Raw genomic sequence first — 18,774 nt, forward strand, 5'->3', positions numbered from 1 at the left:
TCTAATCATTTATTTTTGGAGCTCCCAATTGATGAAAAGGATTCTGCCTGCCTTGTTGTTTGGAATCGTATGTTTAAGCGCACATGCCACTACGTTAAAAAGGACAGTGGATCACTTGATTAACCAGGTGGATCCTTCCATCAATATGGGCGTCTCAATAATCGATTTAAATACAGGAGAAAATTTATACCAGCGCAATGCCACCCGTCTTTTTATCCCGGCAAGCAATATGAAATTGTTTTCAGATGCTGCAGCACTTATGGTCTTAGGGCCCGATTACCGTTTTAAAACGCAATTAAGCACCAATGCCACGCTTCTTGAAAATGGCACGTTAAAAGGCTCGGTTTTTTTACATTTGCCTGGCGATCCGTCCTTTATGCAGGATCATTTATCTGATTTACTGTTAAAGCTGAGTGAATGGGGAGTAAAACGCATCCAGGGAGACGTCGTATTAGTCAGCAACCATCGTTTTGTTGCCAGTCACGCGCCAGGATGGGTGGTACAAGACTTTAAATACGGTTATGGTGCTCCCATTGCACCGGTCGTGCTCGATGAAAACCGCTTAACCATTACCATAAACCCTGCTCACCAGGCAGGCAAGCCAGCACTGGTAGAAATTAGTGATCACAGTGCAAACTTATTAATTAACAATCAGGTTGAAACCAAGCCACAAACAAAAGGATGCGGCATCGGCTTTAGCATGGATGAAGACAATCGCTTGACCGTGCGCGGGTGCGTGGGCGTGGGCCAATGGGCTGTGCAACAACGCATTGCCATTACCAATCCTCTGCGCTATACGCAAGAATCGATTAAATCACAATTGACTGATTTACAAATTGGTCTGGATGGTCAAGTCTTACTCGGCAATGCGCCTCCCGGTACACTGCTTTTAGCCAGCCATGATTCAAAACCTATTGCGCAATTAATGGCTGATACGCTAAAGCCCTCTGATAATTTATATGCTGACAGCCTTTATCTACATACTGCTGCAAAACTCCATGGCGCTCCTGTAGATTGGCAGCAAGCGCAAGTAGTTCTTAAGAATTTTATCCAGCAGCAAACCGGGATTAATATGCAAAATGCAGTGCTCACGGATGGCTCGGGTTTATCGCGCTATGATCAATTAACTCCGCAACAAACAGTAGGCTTGTTGCGTTTTCTGCACGAGCGTTTCCCGCTTGCATATGAATACATCGCGGCTTTACCTGTTGCAGGCCAGGATGGAACGTTGCAAAAGCGTTTCCGCAAGCCCACCCAGCAAGGATTAATCCGGGCTAAAACAGGCACCATGACTGGTGTCATTGGCCTTTCAGGTTATTTATATACGGCCAATGCGCATACGCTGGCATTTGCCATTTTCGTGAATGTACTCCCTGGAACGAAACCTGCTGTTTCTGGCCGTTACCGTTCTCTGGTTGATGCTTTATGTGATTTCTTTTTACAACAAAAACCTAATTATAACCGGTTTCTTGGGCCTAAAAACGCCCATGCACGCGTGGCTTATCAGCAACATCCAACTCAAGCCGATTTGCAGCGCAATAGAAAAGCGAAATGGCGCCAGCTTGAAACAGCAATAAAACAGGCAGTGAAAGGGCAGGCAGTTACCGTACTGTTTCGAAATAATGAATTAATTTTGCAAGATTACAATGTAAATGTGGGGCAAGTTTGGTCAACTTTGCAACAACTTAGAAAAAGATACGCTTTTGCCGTAGCCCTTAATAGCCCAACTCCCCCAAACAGAGATTCGACTACTCCGCTATTATTGTGGATAAAACCAAGACCTGGCGTTAACGCCCAAGGATTACGCACCTGGACAATACGAGAGGCATTGAGTTAGAGAATTTAATAAAACCTTAATTAATTTGCGCTATGATAAATAAAGATCATTAATTTTGCTGAGATAATGCGGTTTACCTCTGAAAACGTGCAGCAATTTCTGCAAACACAGGCAGTAGATGTTTCCGGTGCATTTGAAAATTGCTTCTTTCACTGCTATGGAGCATTTCTTTTAGCAAATGGCCTGCCTTTGCCTGCCGATCTTTTTACGTTTAAATCCATACTCGAGCCTGATAGCCCAGCTAAAGAATTACAAAAATTGTTTCCTGATGCAGCCTCCTTGGATTTCTTCGCTGCCTATGCAAAAGTTTCAGATAAAAATCAAACCACCTTTCCAAATTTTATGGTGGAAAAAACCTTGGTGCTTGGTATCTTGTTACGCGAATGGTTTGCTACGGAAACGGCAAAGCTTTTTGAACATTCGAGTGAGACCCCCCCTGTTATTTTAAACGCGTTTAAGGCTTATATTGATGCCCGTAAGGAAGGAATACAACCTGAAGATTTACTCTCCGGCCCAGAAGGTGTGTTATGTCAAGCCAATCAGGATTTTTTGGAATCTTGTGTCATTCGCGCTGCAAAAGAAGATATCAATGATGCATGTCTTCACGCTCATTGGGCTAATAATGGACGCGTGGCTTATGCCAAAGAAATTGGCAAATTGAATACCAAATTGGCTCCGGATGACTTACTTCCGGTTTTACGACGCTTAAACTACTCCTTTAGAATATATAATTTAAGCGGAATTCTTGTTGAACACATAAACCCAGAACAAGACGACAGCGTTCCATTTGAAGTCATTCTGGATAGTGCAGTTGGCCATTATTATTTAATTAAAGATTCCAAGACTGAGAAATTGCTCTCTGAATATCAGCACAGCTATGATCAGTATTTAAAAAATCGGACAGCAGTCTTAAGCCAGGAAATGAAACTGGAAGACGCCTTACCCTATTCTTTACTGTTACCCGCAATTTGCCCAAAAGGTCTTTTGGATGAACAGGCCTCGCCCTTTCCGCTTTTTCTGCAACAAATGGAAAACATGAAAAAATTTATCCAGGGAAATGATGCCCGTGAACAGCAGGATATGATACAAAACCAACAAGCAAGCAATGAAACCATCCCCATGGAAACAGCCGAACAGTCTTCACTCCAAGGAGGGGGAATTCAGGAATCCGATGAGTTTAAAGAGCAGCAGCCCCCCATCTCTCCACCAGCCAACACAGATCCTATTTCCACACCAAACAATGCGAATGACAGTGAAATTATATTGCCCGCTACTCCAACTCTGACATCCCCAGAAACTGAAGAAAAATCATCCCATCGCAACAATTATAGTTTTTTATTAGGTGCCTTTTGTGTGCTAAGCGGCGTGTGCAGCATCATCGCCTTTGCCGTGGCCATCACTGCTCTGGTTATGCTGTTGAGTACGCCCGCCGCCCCCGTGGCTGCTCTAGGCATTACTGCAGGGGCGGGTTTAGCTGCCGGGTTGGTTACTTTGGGACTCTTTCACTTAACCAGTGAGATTGCAGACGAGCGCGAGAACCAAGCCAAGCTTGAGTTCAAATAATTACTCAGGCATTTCCATATGACGCTGCAAAATACTCAATTCGCTTCTGAGTTGCTCCAACTCCTCAAGTAATTCCAATACCAAAACCACTCCGGGAATATTGACCCCCAGATCCTGCTGCAAGCGTTTGGCTGATTGAATCCTACGCACCATTGCATAATCAATTTGCAAGTTTTTTACATCTTTAGGGGGATGGCTAAACAATCCTTGCTCTAGCATTCCCTGCAGCAATTCTTCGGATATATCATATTTTTCGCATACTTCAATAAATGAAACCGTATGATTTTCATCCACGAGTAAGCCTGTTATGACTTGCTTGTTTCCCATACTAAATCCTCAATCGTTCACGTGGGTTAAACGGCATTTCCTCAGCCATCTTTTTATAAACATTACGCGCTGCATCCGTTGTCGGCTGCGGGATCATGATTTTTAAAATCACATATTGATCGCCAGGCACACTCCCTTGCAAACCACGTTTTTTCAGGCGCAGTGTTTGCCCGCCTTGCGAGCCCGGTGGAATTTTTAAATCCACCTTGCCACCCAGAGTAGGGACAACAACCGTTGCTCCAAGAGCGGCTTCCCATGGTGCAATAGGAAGAGTCATGTAAATATCATTATCCTTCACTTCAAATAAAGGGTGCTTGCCGATGTGTACGGTTAGATATAAATCGCCGCGAATGCCGCTTTTATCGCCGCTGGCGCCTTTGCCTGGTACACGGATCTGTTGCCCGCTGCGTATGCCAGCCGGAATTTTAACTCGCAGGGTTTCCTGGCCTTGCGCGGTTGGCAAGAGGATATCTTTTACCGTCCCTTTGTATGCTTCCTCTAAACTGATAACGAGATTGCTTCGATAATCGGCACCGGCGTATCGTTGCTCCCCGGATGGCCTTGCCCCGAACAAGGATTCAAAAAAATCAGCGTCAAACTGAAAACCTTCTTTACCACCGAAATCCCAGCTGCTTTGTTGGGAAGAATATTGTGCTTTTTGGTTTAAATCCCAGTCTCTAACGTATTGGTCATATACTTTTCTTTTTTCAGGATCTCTTAATACTTCATAAGCCTCACCCAATTCCTTGAATTTTTCTTCGCCCTGGGGATCTTTACTGATGTCTGGATGGTATTTGCGCGCCAGTTTTCTATAAGCTGTTTTAATATCATTTGCTGTTGCGTCCCGATTTAATCCCATTATTTTATAATAATCTTTATAACTCATAGCCGCTTTTCCCTTATCTCTTATTAGCGATTTTTAACTTAATCTGTAGTTGCATTATTTTTGCAAAACGTAAGTTCCTGGGGCTTTGGGCAAGGACTCGTCAAATACTGGCGCTGTGACTTGCTGGGAAGAAGAATGTTTCACAAGCCACTGATTCCAGGCAAGCCACCATGAGCCATCATGATTTGCTGCACTTTTTAACCATTGTTCCGGCCCCATGTATGCAGCCCGATGTTTATGCTCGCGTATGCGGTAGGAACGGCCTTGATGACCTGGTTCACTGACAATCCCGGCATTATGTCCGCCACTGGCCAGGACAAAGGTTATATCATCATTGAGCATCAAATGAATTTTGTAAACAGATGGCCAGGGCGCCACGTGATCTTTTTCAGTACTCACTACAAATGCGGGCACATGAATATTTTCCGGCACGACAGGATTGCCTTCCAACATAAAACGGCCTGCGGCAAAGTCATTGTTTAAAAATAGTTTTTCAAGGTATTCGCTGTGCATCTTATAAGGCATTCTGGTGGCGTCTGCATTCCATGCCAATAGATCAATCATGCCGCGGCGAGTACCATGCATGTAATCTTGAACCATTTTAGACCAAATTAAATCGTAAGTACGCAGCATTTGGAAAGAACCTGCCATTTGCTTTGTATCCAAATACCCTTGCTCCCACATCATATTTTCTAAGAAAGCCACTTCACTTTCGGTGATGAATAACATCAATTCCCCTGCTTCCGTGAAATCACCTTGCGCTGCAAGTAAAGTTAAGCTCTTTAAGCGTTTATCTCCTTCTCTCGCCATCGCAGCGGCAGTAATCAATGCCAACGTGCCGCCTAGGCAATATCCCATGAGATGAATTTTTATTTTAGGAAAAATACGTGAAACTGCATTAATCGCGGCCATCGCCCCCAAGTTATAATAATCATGCAAGCTCAAGTTACGATCGGAACTGTCGGGGTTCTTCCAAGAAATAATAAAAACGGTATGCCCCTGCTCCACTAACCATTTCACTAATGAATTATGTGGTGATAGGTCCAGGATGTAATATTTCATAATCCAAGCCGGTATGATGAGCAATGGCTCTTTATATACCGTTTTAGTTGTTGCCTCGTATTGAATTAACTCAATAAGATCATTGCTAAATACGACACGCCCCGGCGTAACGGCTACGTCTTTTCCTGGAATAAAATGCTCTGCTCCCGGCGGAGGCAGCCCACTTAAGCGGACTAAAAAGTCTTCCAAACCAATTTCCATGCCACGAAGCAAATTTTTGCCGCCTGAGCGCAGCGTTTCCCAAAACAGATCAGGATTCGTTAAAACAAAATTTGCGGGTGAGAGAGCATCCAAAACTTGCCGGACTGTAAAAGAAACGGTGCGCTCTACATGATCGGGAACCCCGGAAATATTTAGCGTTGCTCGTCGCCACCAGTCTTCCGTTTGTAAAAAAGACTCAGCCCACCAGCGCCAGGGGAAGAGCTGCCAGGTTTCTGTATGAAAGCGAACATCGCAACCATTGGCAGGTTGCGCTTCACAACAAATGCGCTTAAGGACGTCGCTTGCGTGTAAAAAAGGGTAAAGGCCTAATTCAAGCATACGGCCAGGCGACTGAGCCAGTTGCGCTAACCATGAAAAATAAGCAGTAGCAATAGCGGCAGGACTAATGCCAGCCGTGCCCTTTGCTAAGTAAGCCTGGAACAGTCTATCCATGAAATTAAAAAATTCTTCAGGTTCATTGGAATCAATCGTCTCGCAACTTTGTCTAGGCATATCCGAGCCCAGGCAGCGCACTTGCGGCAAAAATTTTTTCTCATCATTAGAATCTTTATTTTGGGATGGCTCCATATCGACTCGTCCTTGATGGTCAAGCGGTCAGCGAAACGCTCGCCGCAAAGAATTAAATCTTGTTAAAGCGTAGCAGAAGCAGAGAGTATTGGCGATGCGACAAATTATCTTTTCCCAAAGGTTAGATATATAATTCCTCATAGTTATCATGATTTTATCTATAATTGAAGTATTGCTCAGTAAAATTGCTCTGGAAGAGAAACATGGAACAGAACAAGTCTTTAATGGACTAACAATGAACAATTCTTTAATCCTGGACACAAAAACACTAAGGCGAATCCCGCCTCTATTTGTTTTTATTCTTATTTTGGTTTTGGGTTTGCCCGCTGTTGCTTTAAATTACTTCGGCTTTGATTTTATTGTAAAAAATATTAATTATGATCACGTGTTGGGCTCTTCCATTATCGAAGCGCAAATAAGAGGCTATTTCCGACAAACTTTACTGCAATGGTCAGCCTTTTCCCTGGCCGCAATCACTGTTTTATTAGCCTTTACCCAATACCGTCTTGCCAATGATAAGGTTGCCCTGATTATTGGCTTAGCCGTTTTATTCTCAGGGTCAGTTGAAGCATTGCATACCTTGGTTATCGATGGCTTAACACCTGATTATATCGATAAAAAAAATCTGGATGCAGTCATTTGGACTTTTTCAAATTCAATAAGCGGCATTATCTTTATTATTGGTTTTTTATTATTGCTTAAATTTGAAAAAGGTAAGCGCTTCCGTTCATTTACCTTTATTCTTTTAAGCATTCTTTTATTTCTTATTGCTTTTTCATCCATTTATTACGCTGCTGCAAGTACAAAACTGCCGGAAATGTGGTTTGAATCCGCTATCTTATCGCGGCCTTATGAATTAATTTATCTGTTTATTTATTTATCCATTATACTTTTTATCTATCCTGCTGCTTATAAAAAATACCCTTATATCTTAACAAACTGTATTTTTTATATGGCGGTAACTCAAATTGTTACTGCCATATATCTGATGCTATTATCCAGCACACAATACGATAGTGCTTACAACATTGCCTATTTTTTAAAAATTATTGTTTATTTCATCCCTTTTTCCTGTTTAATTATCAATTATGTTTTTTCTTATAATGCGGTTCTTGAGGCACAAAAAAATTTAAAAATCAGTGAAGGTCAATTAAAATATCTGGCAGCACACGATCCATTAACAAACCTCTTTAATCGACGCGAATTTGAAAATTTATTGGCAAAAACCGTGGCGCATGCTGCCAGACATGATCAAGCATTCGTTTTATTTGTCATCGATGTGGACAATTTTAAATCCATCAATGATTCTCTAGGGCATACTCATGGCGATCATTTTCTCAAGCAATTTTCGGCGCAATTAAGTTCATTAACGCGCAAAGGCGATATTTTATCGCGTATCGGCGGCGATGAATTTACTTTAATCAGCAGGGGATTAAAGACCCCTTCTGCGGCCAGAAAACTTGCAGAACGCATCATTCAGGGATTGCACACGGCATACCCTGTATATGGTAAGTTATTGACCAGCAGCGTCAGCATCGGCATAGCCATCTTTCCAGGCGATGGCAAAACGGCGGAAGAACTTTTAAAAAATGCAGATATCGCCATGTACAGTGCTAAAAAGTCAGGGAAAAATACGTATCGTTTCTATACTGAAAAGTTAAGCCACCTGCAAACCAGAGAAGCTGAAATTGAATCTTATTTACGTACAGCTCTTAAAAATGATGAATTCAGTTTATATTTTCAACCCAAATATAATTTAATTTCGCGAGAAATTATTGGCGCAGAAATCCTGCTGCGCTGGCACAATGCGACCTTGGGGGAAATTGCCCCCGATGAATTCATCCCTGTGGCAGAAAACACAGGATTGATTGTGAATATTGGCGTATGGGTGTTGAAGAAAACCTGCGAAAAAGCCCAAGCCTGGGCAGAAAAATATAAGCGAAATTTACTGTTTTCAATTAATGTATCACCCGTGCAATTTGAAAACAGAGACTTTTTCCCAAACCTTGAAAAAACATTAAGAAATTATAACTATCCTGCTGCTTTTCTTGACTTAGAAGTTACGGAAAGCCTGGTAATGAGAAATGATGTTTTCATAACGGAAGGTTTAAGGCAAATTGATAAGTTGGGCGTGCATATTTCCATCGATGATTTCGGAATGGGCTATTCTTCCTTAAGCCGCTTGAAATCTTTACCCATTGATACATTAAAAATTGATAAATTATTTGTTTCGGATATCCAAAATGAGCAGGATAAGGTAATCGTTATTGATACCATCATCAAATTAGCCCAAGAATTGGAAATGAACATCGTCGCGGAAGGTATTGAAACGGAGGCGCAATTAAACTATTTAATCGCAAGAAAATGTTATTTTGGCCAAGGTTTTTACTTAAGCAAGCCGCTAACAGCAGACAATTTTGAGGCACTTGCCTATGCGCCTAAAGATAAAGACAACGGGCGAGAAACTATATAATTGAATTTATACATCTTATCGTGACTTGCATGTCATTTGCAGGCTCAATGAAACCCGGTATCATACCTTACTTCATATTGCCCATAATGCTACAGGAAAAACAGCAAGGAGCAAACCATGAGGTTAGTGCCAGCTTTTTTCAAAGAAAAATCAATCCCGCCTTTGGCAACTGCAAGTTTCATCGCCATAAGCAGTGCTTATTTAGTGATTTTTTATTTTGTCTTTACAGGCCAATACCGCATGGATTTCTCATCGTTGTACACCGCTTCCTATGTGTTGCATGCGGGAGAAAATCCTTATCAAGTCTTGTTTCGCGGCTATTTTCCTGACATAGCATTGTTACCGGCTAATTTAAATCCCCCCATAATTCTCTGGCTGGCCACCCCCTTAATTTGGCTAGGCTTTGATGCAGCGCTTTGGTTATGGTCTTTCGCAAGCTTAACTTTAGGAGTGCTAGGCGTACGCATTGTGTTTAAATATGCATTCCCTGCTGAATTCTATCGTAAAAACCAGTTTTATCTCTATTTACTTTATTTTGCTTTTTTTCCGGTAGCCATTAATACCATCATTGGACAATTTGGGGGAATATTATTTTTTTTAACCATGTATGGCTATGACGCTTTGGTAGAAAAGAAAGAAGTGCGTGCAGGGTTGCTCTGGGGAATTTTAGTTTCCATAAAATTTTTCCCAGGATTATTGTTACTCTATTCATTATCTCAAAAAAAATACCGCACGTTTATTGTCATGGTAGCAACCATCGCTTTGCTTCTTTTAATTCCATGGCTTTGCTATGGAATTATCATCTACAAACACTATGTTTCCATGATGAGCAGGGTACTCTGGTATGGCGACAGTTGGAACGCTTCCTTCTATGGCTATCTTTTCCGTTTATGGGTTGATGTTTCTCATTACCAAAAAAGTTGGCATTGGGTAAAATTAAGTTATGTAATTTTGTTTTTTCTTTTTTTAATTTTTTATCTTTATCAACTTGGGAAACAAAAGGATAGTTCGCTAAAGCACAAAGGATTTTGCCTAACCTTGGTCATGATGCTCTTTATGAGCCCATTTGGCTGGATGTATTATTTTTCTTTACTATTATTTCCCCTCCTATTGTCTTGGCTTGAAATTAGGAGCACCCCTAAACCGCCCCGGTATCTATTTCTCTGGCTTTTGGCGTTCTTCTTCCTCACCTTCCCTACAGGATATGTTATGGCGGCCAGGATGGAATCCACGCTAAACGCAATTGGAGTGTATTCTTTTCATTTTTATGGCATGTTATTATTAACGAGTCTTATTTATAATTTAAAGCTTAACTCCTGCACCAGAGCCATCCTATTGCAACCCTATTTGCAACCTGTCACATTATTTATTTTTGCCTTTAGTTTTTTATTGTTTATCGTGAATTTCATCGTTCCAGTTTTTGCATACCTGCATTAATTTATAATATTTTTAACAATTTGCTTTCTTGTAGCAAAAAAAGCAAATTTATTACACCATCACTTGACGAATACAGGCAAATTGATTTAAAATTGAGCAGTTTTTGATTAATCAATGAACGCTTTACGGGGATGTGAGCGTAATTCAATGGAATGGCTTTGTTAACCCATTGGAGAGCTTATAGATGCCTAAAATGACTTGCCTAGATGATGTTTTTGAGTCCCTTACTAAAGAAAAACCCAAGCAACCTTCCGCTTTTCTCATTGCCTTAGGCACCGATACGCAATTCACGGAAAAACCTGTTGTCGTACAAAAACCTGCAAACTCGCCCTACGAACTTGGTGAGTTTTACTCTTTCCTAATGCAATACATCACGCATTTATTGGGTGAGAAAGGAGAAAAACATAAAGGTGCTATTTCCTATGTTTCGGAAAGCGTCACGGTAATTGATGGCCCTGATACAGCCGGCACCCTGGTAGGCGATCGCATTTCAAAACTTGTTTTACAAACCCTCGGATTTGCAGCCAGTGGCAAAGAAACTTTAATTTTAGGCGCCCACAGCCGTGGCGCTGTAGAAACCATGCTGGCACTACATGAAATTCACCGGATCAAAGAAGAACTGGCATCGGAAGACACCCCAAAAAGCCTTCATGAAATTTTATGCAATTCCACATGCCCATACACAAAAGCTGCGATGCAAAAGCTTTCCAAAAGTGTTCAGGATAAGCCACAAAATAGAAAATTATTACTGGAGCGATTGAACAAACTTAACCTTAATGCTTTTTTACTTGACCCCGTTCCCGGCGGACGCTTATATGGGCTGCCTTATACTCGATGGGATGATCCGCGTTTTTATGATTCGCTTTCCGAAAAATGCAATTCCCTGGAATTATATTTATGCCGCGACGAGCGAAGCGGTTGTTTCAGACCCATAGTCGCTAAAGATATGCAACCGATCGTCATTCCCGGACATCATGGCACCACGAGTGGAAATTTATATACGCAAAAGCTCAACCGAGCTCCTGTGAACGGCGATACGTCCACGATAATGAAATTGATGATTTGCAAATTTTTGCACTTCAGCCATACAGTCACAGCAAATGCAGGACAAACCCTTTTTACCTCATTAAATGAAGATATTGATTGCGCTCATCCTGACTTGCAACAAATTGCCAATGAATTCATGAAAAGGGATCAAAAGGCAAGGTATAACCTTCTCCTTAATCATTACCTTAGCGTTAAGCAAAACGACCAAGCGTTCTTATCCCTCGCTCAAGATGGTTATATCGTCGTCGGGATAGAAGATATTAAAGGTCAGCGTTATGTGCATTACCGTGCCCATAATGATTTCAGCATGGGAGACATTGCGCCATCCCTGCAGGGGGAATTTGTCAATACCGAGCATGCCTTGCTTTATTTACGCCAATACATTCAGTTTGATGAAATTATTTCAGCCAAGCCGGTAGAGCAATTGCAGCATATCACGACTGCCCTGGCAGACGTTTTAAAAATTCTTCTCAGTCTACCTGCAGAAAATGAAGATGAAAAAACCCAACGCTTGCGTAAATTATTTGAGAATGAGCAGGGCAGGAAAGTATTTTTTTCCGGCTTCTCCATGCTGATTGACGCCGTAAGCCAAACTTACCTTCGCAATAATTTGTCTTCGCAGGAAAAGCAACAATTGATGGCGGCAATAAAAGAGCCGTTTAAAGTATTAACATTGGCAAAAGAGAAAATTGTCCAAATTGCTCAATCAGGAACACAAGTCAACACATATATTAATATATTGGATGGTTTCGAAAGAATTTTACAATCAGGCTTGAAAAAAACCGTAGAAGAACATGCGAGCCTAATCACCCAGCGGGCTAAGAGCATGCAAAAACAATTGCACTTGTTCCTGGCACCAGAGCAAGATTTTCAGCAAACCCTCACATGCTTTAAATCAGGCTTAGATAAGCTTGGCGAATCAGAAGCGTTAACTTCCATTCGCAAATGCATGGCGGAACTTGACCCGGTGAACGTAACAACTGTTAAAGAAGCCTTAAAAAAAGAACTTGAAGCAATAAATAATTCTGAATTTCAAGATAGAGAGAAAGTTTTTAAACAAATCGTTGAACTGGCAACCGCTACAAATTTAAATGCCCACATTGAAGCGCACCAACGGACTTCCGAACAATACCTGCAAGAATTGGAACAAATTAATGAAGCGGCACAAGTACTGGATGGCGGTTATGACACTTTATCCGGGTTAGTTTCCAAAGGTGGCGAGCAAACCATTGAAATCAACCGCGATGAACTTTGCCAGCATAGCGACACCTTGGTAAAAGCCTCCGCCCGCTTGTTACTGGAAAAACAACATGACTTGCAGCTGCAGCCCGAGCTCATCAGCCATGCTTTTTTTGAAACCGTCAAAAAAAGAGCGATTTCTTTAGGTGCAATTGATCCTGAAAAAAGAAGCCTACAAGAAAATCTGGTACAAAAAGAGCAAGCGCTGCAGAAAATGGTTGAAGAAGCCAAACAGCAAGAAGAAAAGCTTACGGCTAAAACCGAAGAAATCGAAAAACAACAACAAACTCTTAATGAGAAAGATAAGACTATAAGCCAACACGAGACAAGCATCAAAAAACACCAGGAAGAATTTAAGATTAAGCAGGAATTCATTGAAACCCTGGCTTCCAAGAAGGAAGTAGAATGCGCTCATATCATCCAAACCAAGCTGCTTGTTTATACTGAACAACATTTGCAACATTTGTTTCAGGAAGCGCAAAAATATAAAGATATCCAAGGAAGCCATTTGGATTCATTAAACGGATTCTTGGATATGGGGAATCCTAAATCCACGGCAAATTACAAGCAAATTCAGGATACCCATCAAGGTGTTAGACAATTGTATGAGGAATTAAGCAATCCCAATGTATTACCCAGCGAGAAAATAAAAGCCTTCCATGCATCTTTAATGGAAATGGAGAAAAATCTTAATTTAACCGATAACGTCGATTGGAGTAGATTCCGCAATCGCTGCTTGCTGGCCATAGCCATTATTTTTACCGGAATTATTCCAGGGTTAATTGTCATGGGAATTTATGCAGCAGCCACTTCACACTCGATGTCATTCTTTGCTAAAGGGACAGGCGGGCGTTATCAGGAAAATTGTGAGCTTAGCGCACAACAAATCCCTGCTGCATAAATTAACAAGATGCTTGCATGGATGCTTAAACCCGGCACTGCCCACTGTATTTGGAGGCATAGCTGATTGCTTCGCACGCATGGCGATTTATTATACTAAAATTCTAAGGAGTTCATTTGCCAGGAGGCGATTATGGAAAAAGAAAAGGATGTACGCAAGCAGATTGATGAAGACGTCGAGCGCTTAGACAGCATGCCCGAGGCTCCCGACGAAACCACTGCCGGAGGGGTTCAGAAATTACGGAAAGTTCCCCCGGAACCAAGCAATGTCCCTGCAAAAAACCGGAAATTGTGCATTGCAATTCTCGATGATGACGCATTTACTCTTCTTGCGAATCAACAGATGGTAAAAGCAGCAAAAGCACGCGGATATGAAATCGAGTGCAAGAAATATGAACTGTCCAACCACCCTGAACATGACAGGAATCTCGACCAATTTCGCCACGATCTTAGGAGCGGGCAAATTAACGGCATTATTACTGATCACGATATGAGGGATGATTGGAGTGGTACTCTCGCAATTAACACGGTGCGCAAGGCAAAAGGCGAGATTCAAAATATTCCTATTTTGTTAAATAGTGCGGATAGCAATTATAAAGAAGAGATTTTACAAGTTAAAAACGTCTCTTTCCTTAAAAAAGCAGATCCAAAAGCCAAAGAAATAATCCAAGAGTTTGTCGACAAAGTTGTGCAGTATGATTTGAATCTACGCTATGGCCCCACTCCCCAGCAATTCCAAGCGTATAAGGCAAATTATAATCAAATCATGCAGCCGGAAGGTGATGAAAACGATGATACAATTGCCCCGCCTCATATATAATCAAAGCTAAATGGCGTGCCTGTTTGATATGGTCTCATGGCCATGTCAAACTCGCCATAAAGCATTGCTGTTGCGGCCAAGCGCTCATGCTGCATAATATATATTTTTTATGACCTCCATTTTTTCTTTGAGTAGGGCAATAGCTCGCAGCGTGTTCTTTATTTCATTTTCTTCATTCTGTTTTGTTTTAAACTCAAGCCACAGCAACCAGCTTTGGTAACAAAGAGACCATAGCGGTTTATCGCTTGCAGGTAACCGGCCCGCTTGTTTCCTATATCCGCATAAGGCAGCGCTGAAAGAATGTGGATTGAACCGCCCTGCTGCTATTCCGGCACAGTTAACAGCAAGCCCAATTAGTTCTACAAATGGATGGATTAAACCTGCGCTGTCCCAATCAATTAAATAGGGGATATTTTTTTTCCATATTACATTACCCAAGTGAATATCGCGGTGGCTGGTAACCCAATCTTCATAAGCATGCAGATGATGGTGACAGCATTCCTCAACCATTTGTAATAGAAAAGGAGAGCGGGCGGCAGTTGGCTGTGGGAAAGGCTTGCTGCCTTCTTTAGGTAAATCCAATTGATGCAAGGAGGCAAGTATGGAGCCGAGTTTAAATGCCTGCTCTTTAGAGCAAGTTACTAAAACCTTACCGGGACAATAGGGGATAAACAACCGCCACGTACCTGCCACTTGCACTGCAAAATTACCTGTTTCCCACAATTTTGCTGACTTGGTAAGCTGCAGGCTGACAGCCACTTGAGCCGCAATGCTCTCGGTAAAATTCAAATATTTTTCATCAAAATCCCCTAGCCAATTTTGCGCAGGAATAATTTTAACCACCCATTCACTGCCATCTGGCAAAACTAAAAAGTGAATACTGCTGCCATAAGGGCTTTGTTGCACCTGTATATTCAGGATTTTTTGTTTAAAAAGATCCTCGTAAATTGCTATCTCATTCTGCATTCATTAATTGTTCTATATAGCGCCTGCAGGTCAAAGGCTTGTTAATATAATTAACCACTTGCCGTGTACCTCCTGTGCCTGTAATTACCAAGGAGCCATAACGCAGTATACTACCCAGAATGGTTTGGCGGATATCAATGCTTTCTATTTTGTTCAATGGGATATCAATGGTTTGCCGCACCAAAACCCCGCTACGTAAAATGACATGTTTTTTGTTTATTGTGAGGGAGGAAAACTGATACGTTACCCACATCATCAGTAACCAAATTAACGCAAAAAACGCAACCACCAAGGAAACCTCATAAAAAAGCTCAAAATTCATAGCCACATACACAGCTGCCGTGAATAGCACCAGTGGCCAAACAAATAAAACCCAATGCAGTCGGGCTTGATGGATTACATTATTATCGGTCATTATTATCCTTACCATTGATTTCAAACTGCAAAACGATATGATCGTAGCAACTCTTTGAATCGAAGGTGATGCATTGCAATATCATATTGCAGACACGCTTATTTTTCTATTTATACTGGATGTTTATGCGGCCAATCAATCAATGCTTAAATCCAAAGCTTGCTGAATTATGTCAACAAGCACTGCGCTCTGAATCGTTAAAAGATAAGGTAAGCCAACATCTCCCTCCACTTTTTCAAAAACATTGCAGCATTGCAGGATTTAATAAAGGTTGCCTGATTTTGCTGGTAGACGATGCCATTTGGGCTACCCAATTACGTTTTTTGCTTCCTGAACTGCGCGATAAATTGCGGCAGGAAGCGGGAATTTATCAATTGGCTTCTATTAAATTACTACTTAACCCTGCAGAGCAAATACAAATCAAAACCAAAACCCCCGTTCCGCACATGCTGTCCCTACAAAACAAAATGGCAATCATGCATGCTGCCGAACAATGCAGCTTTTTACCTTTAAAAAATGCATTATATAAATTGGCAAAACACAGCAACCATGATGCTGAAACAACTCAAGAGGTGCCAAGCCTGAATGCCTGCGGTAAATCCGAAAGCTAATCATAATCTGTAGCGGGTTAGCTCTACGCTAACCGCAACGACACAGACGAGCCACAGCCATGTATTTAATCATTTTCTTGTTTAAGAGAAGACGTTTGGTCTAAGCTTCTATGGGAAGTAAGACAGACTGGATAGAAGGTAGATAAGTTTCCGCATCGAAATAGGTATATTCCCATGCCTCTTGTCGTACCATCAATTCGCGCAATAGCTTGTTGTTTAATTCATGACCTGATTTATAACCTTCAAATGCACCAATTAAACCCGAACCTAATAAATAAAGATCACCAATTGCGTCAAGAACTTTGTGTTTGACGAATTCATCTTCAAACCGTAAACCATCTTCATTGAGGACGCGATAATCGTCAACGACAATAGCATTATCCAAGCTACCACCCTTGGCTAAATCATTTTCGCGCAATTTCTCATAATCAGAAAGGAAACCAAAGGTTCTTGCCCGGCATACTTCTTTTACATAAGAAGTAGTGGAAAAATCAAATTGAGCCGTTTGCGGTCGATCATTAAAAACAGGATGCTCAAAATCAATTGTAAATGAAACTTTATAGCCATTATAGGGAAGAAATTGTACGTATTTGTCTTTTTCTTCAATCCGTATTGGCTTTAAGATGCGAATAAAGCGTTTTGCGGCACTTTGCTCACGGATCCCTGCCGATTGAATGAGAAATACAAAAGGAGCCGCACTTCCATCCATAATTGGAATTTCAGGCGCATTTATATCAACATAGGCGTTATCAATGCCTAAACCTGCAAATGCAGAGAGCAGATGCTCAACTGTTGCTACCTTAACACCATCGCGTTGCAGGGAAGTACACAGCATCGTATCGCAAACGTATTCATAAGAAGCTGGAATTTCTACCACTGGGGAAAGATCGATTCGTCTAAAGACAATACCCGTGTTAATCGGCGCCGGACGTAAGGTGAGAAGCACTTTATCACCGGAATGCAAGCCAACACCCGTTGCTTGAATCACCTTCTTAGGAGTTCGTTGTTTTATCATTCAGCGCGCACCTTTAAGCTAAGCCTTTTTAAATATGGAAACCCCCGGAATCTTAGCAACAATTTATTGATTAGTCTAATTTTTTCAATTTATCCTATGAAAAACGGCCTTTTTAGGCCGTTTTTCGAAGATTTTATGCTTCTTCCTGTCTGCGTAAAAAGGCTGGAATATCCAAATAATCCACATCCGGCACAGCCTCGCTACCTTGTTTAACGGCTGGAGTTGCCGCTTGTTTGCGAATCACTGCAGGCCGCTCCAACTGCTCATAATCAAGGGAGCCATCGCCACGTCTTGATTCAACCAGGCGTGCACGTCCTGCATTTTGCTGGACACTACCCTGCCGCTGCCTGGAATCGCCGAGTCCGGTTACAATAACCGTAACTCGCATTTCTTCCGTCATATCGGGATCAATTACTGTGCCGACGACTACCGTTGCATCATCAGAAATAAAGCCTTTAATTACATCACCCACCTCTTCGAACTCGCCAATTGACATATCCAAGCCAGCAGTAATGTTGACCAAAATGCCACGCGCACCAGAGAAATTGACGTCTTCCAAGAGGGGAGAAGCAATTGCAGCTTCAGCAGCTTGCCGTGCTCTTTGCTCGCCTTTGGCGCTGCCTGTGCCCATCATGGCCATGCCCATTTCAGACATAACGGTACGCACGTCAGCAAAATCGACGTTAATCAGACCAGGACGGGTAATTAAATCGGAAATACCTTTTACCGCACCCAGCAATACATTATTTGCGGCTTTGAATGCATTCAATAAACTGATGTTTTTGCCCAAGACACTCAATAATTTATTGTTTGGAATCGTGATCAATGAATCCACATGCTCGGCTAACTGTCTTATACCTTCTTCAGCTGCCAAGGCACGCTGTTTCCCTTCAAAAGAAAACGGTTTCGTAACAATAGCGACTGTTAGAATGCCTAATTCTTTTGCAATTTCAGCAAATACCGGCGCGGCACCCGTGCCTGTTCCGCCTCCCATCCCAGCGGTTATGAAAATCATGTCCGCACCATGCAAAATTTCTTTAATGCGTTCGCGATCTTCTTCTGCTGCTTCACGCCCGATTTTTGGGTTTGCGCCAGCTCCTAATCCTTTCGTCAATTGATCACCCAATTGAATAAGAATTTTTGCATTGGATTTTTTCAACGCTTGTGCATCGGTATTCGCACAAATAAACTCTACACCATCAATATTTTCAGAAACCATGTGTTCTACGGCATTACCACCGCCACCGCCGACTCCAACGACTTTAATCACGGCATTGTCTTGCTGGCTGCTCTCCATTAATTCAAACATTCGTGTACCTCTCGTGATTCAGGTTGATTTGTAGCATTCTTGAGAGAATGCCTTATACGGCACAGAGCTGCTTACAAA

Annotated in this window: 14 protein-coding genes; 7 read left to right on the forward strand and 7 right to left on the reverse strand. The window is 41.9% G+C overall.

The window, feature by feature from the left end:
• The first annotated feature begins 31 nt into the window (after window positions 1–31).
• A complete protein-coding gene (gene dacB / locus ELY11_RS03145) occupies window positions 32–1,837 on the forward strand; it encodes a D-alanyl-D-alanine carboxypeptidase/D-alanyl-D-alanine endopeptidase (RefSeq protein WP_127032509.1) in 1,806 nt (601 codons plus the stop codon).
• A gap of 66 nt (window positions 1,838–1,903) precedes the next feature.
• Window positions 1,904–3,400: a hypothetical protein gene (locus tag ELY11_RS03150; RefSeq protein WP_126953694.1), complete on the forward strand. Its 1,497-nt coding sequence runs from the start codon at window positions 1,904–1,906 to the stop codon at window positions 3,398–3,400.
• Here ELY11_RS03150 and ELY11_RS03155 read toward each other — a convergent pair whose 3' ends face one another.
• The 3 genes from ELY11_RS03155 to ELY11_RS03165 are packed head-to-tail and all read right to left on the reverse strand — an operon-like array spanning window position 3,401 to window position 6,389.
• Window positions 3,401–3,727 carry a chaperone modulator CbpM gene (locus ELY11_RS03155; protein ID WP_126953695.1) on the reverse strand — a complete coding sequence of 109 codons (327 nt, stop codon included), beginning with the start codon at window positions 3,725–3,727 and terminating at the stop codon, window positions 3,401–3,403.
• A gap of 1 nt (window position 3,728) precedes the next feature.
• Window positions 3,729–4,613 (reverse strand): DnaJ C-terminal domain-containing protein, encoded by an 885-nt coding sequence (locus ELY11_RS03160; RefSeq protein WP_126953696.1) that lies wholly within the window; start codon window positions 4,611–4,613, stop codon window positions 3,729–3,731.
• A 54-nt stretch (window positions 4,614–4,667) separates the two neighbouring features.
• On the reverse strand, window positions 4,668–6,389 hold the full coding sequence (locus tag ELY11_RS03165) for a PHA/PHB synthase family protein (RefSeq protein WP_199740771.1): 1,722 nt from the start codon (window positions 6,387–6,389) through the stop codon (window positions 4,668–4,670).
• A gap of 223 nt (window positions 6,390–6,612) precedes the next feature.
• Between ELY11_RS03165 and ELY11_RS03170 the strand changes: the two genes are divergently transcribed.
• The 4 genes from ELY11_RS03170 (at window position 6,613) to ELY11_RS03185 (ending at window position 14,380) form a co-directional block, all read left to right on the forward strand.
• Window positions 6,613–8,937 (forward strand): putative bifunctional diguanylate cyclase/phosphodiesterase, encoded by a 2,325-nt coding sequence (locus tag ELY11_RS03170; protein ID WP_233579607.1) that lies wholly within the window; start codon window positions 6,613–6,615, stop codon window positions 8,935–8,937.
• 117 nt (window positions 8,938–9,054) lie between these two features.
• Window positions 9,055–10,374 (forward strand): glycosyltransferase family 87 protein, encoded by a 1,320-nt coding sequence (locus ELY11_RS03175; RefSeq protein WP_127032511.1) that lies wholly within the window; start codon window positions 9,055–9,057, stop codon window positions 10,372–10,374.
• A gap of 184 nt (window positions 10,375–10,558) precedes the next feature.
• Window positions 10,559–13,561, forward strand: a complete 3,003-nt coding sequence (locus ELY11_RS03180) for a Rad50 family protein (RefSeq protein ID WP_127032512.1) — start codon at window positions 10,559–10,561, stop codon at window positions 13,559–13,561.
• Window positions 13,562–13,693: 132 nt separating this feature from the next.
• Window positions 13,694–14,380, forward strand: a complete 687-nt coding sequence (locus tag ELY11_RS03185) for a hypothetical protein (protein ID WP_127032513.1) — start codon at window positions 13,694–13,696, stop codon at window positions 14,378–14,380.
• Window positions 14,381–14,464: 84 nt separating this feature from the next.
• Here the strand turns inward: ELY11_RS03185 and ELY11_RS03190 are convergent, their stop codons facing one another.
• Complete coding sequence (locus ELY11_RS03190) at window positions 14,465–15,286, reverse strand: phosphotransferase enzyme family protein (RefSeq protein WP_158615165.1); 822 nt, start codon at window positions 15,284–15,286, stop codon at window positions 14,465–14,467.
• A gap of 49 nt (window positions 15,287–15,335) precedes the next feature.
• Entirely contained in the window at window positions 15,336–15,761 is a 426-nt protein-coding gene (locus tag ELY11_RS03195; RefSeq protein ID WP_126953702.1) for a PH domain-containing protein, read from the reverse strand.
• Between the two features lie 125 nt (window positions 15,762–15,886).
• Between ELY11_RS03195 and ELY11_RS03200 the strand changes: the two genes are divergently transcribed.
• Complete coding sequence (locus ELY11_RS03200; RefSeq protein WP_158615166.1) at window positions 15,887–16,372, forward strand: DUF721 domain-containing protein; 486 nt, start codon at window positions 15,887–15,889, stop codon at window positions 16,370–16,372.
• 100 nt (window positions 16,373–16,472) lie between these two features.
• Here the strand turns inward: ELY11_RS03200 and lpxC are convergent, their stop codons facing one another.
• Together lpxC and ftsZ are read right to left on the reverse strand one after the other, a co-directional pair.
• On the reverse strand, window positions 16,473–17,387 hold the full coding sequence (lpxC, locus tag ELY11_RS03205; RefSeq protein WP_126953704.1) for a UDP-3-O-acyl-N-acetylglucosamine deacetylase: 915 nt from the start codon (window positions 17,385–17,387) through the stop codon (window positions 16,473–16,475).
• Between the two features lie 133 nt (window positions 17,388–17,520).
• Complete coding sequence (gene ftsZ, locus ELY11_RS03210) at window positions 17,521–18,696, reverse strand: cell division protein FtsZ (RefSeq protein WP_126953705.1); 1,176 nt, start codon at window positions 18,694–18,696, stop codon at window positions 17,521–17,523.
• Window positions 18,697–18,774 lie beyond the last annotated feature (78 nt).

Source organism: Legionella septentrionalis, assembly GCF_003989745.1.
In the GTDB taxonomy this organism is placed as follows: domain Bacteria; phylum Pseudomonadota; class Gammaproteobacteria; order Legionellales; family Legionellaceae; genus Legionella_A; species Legionella_A septentrionalis.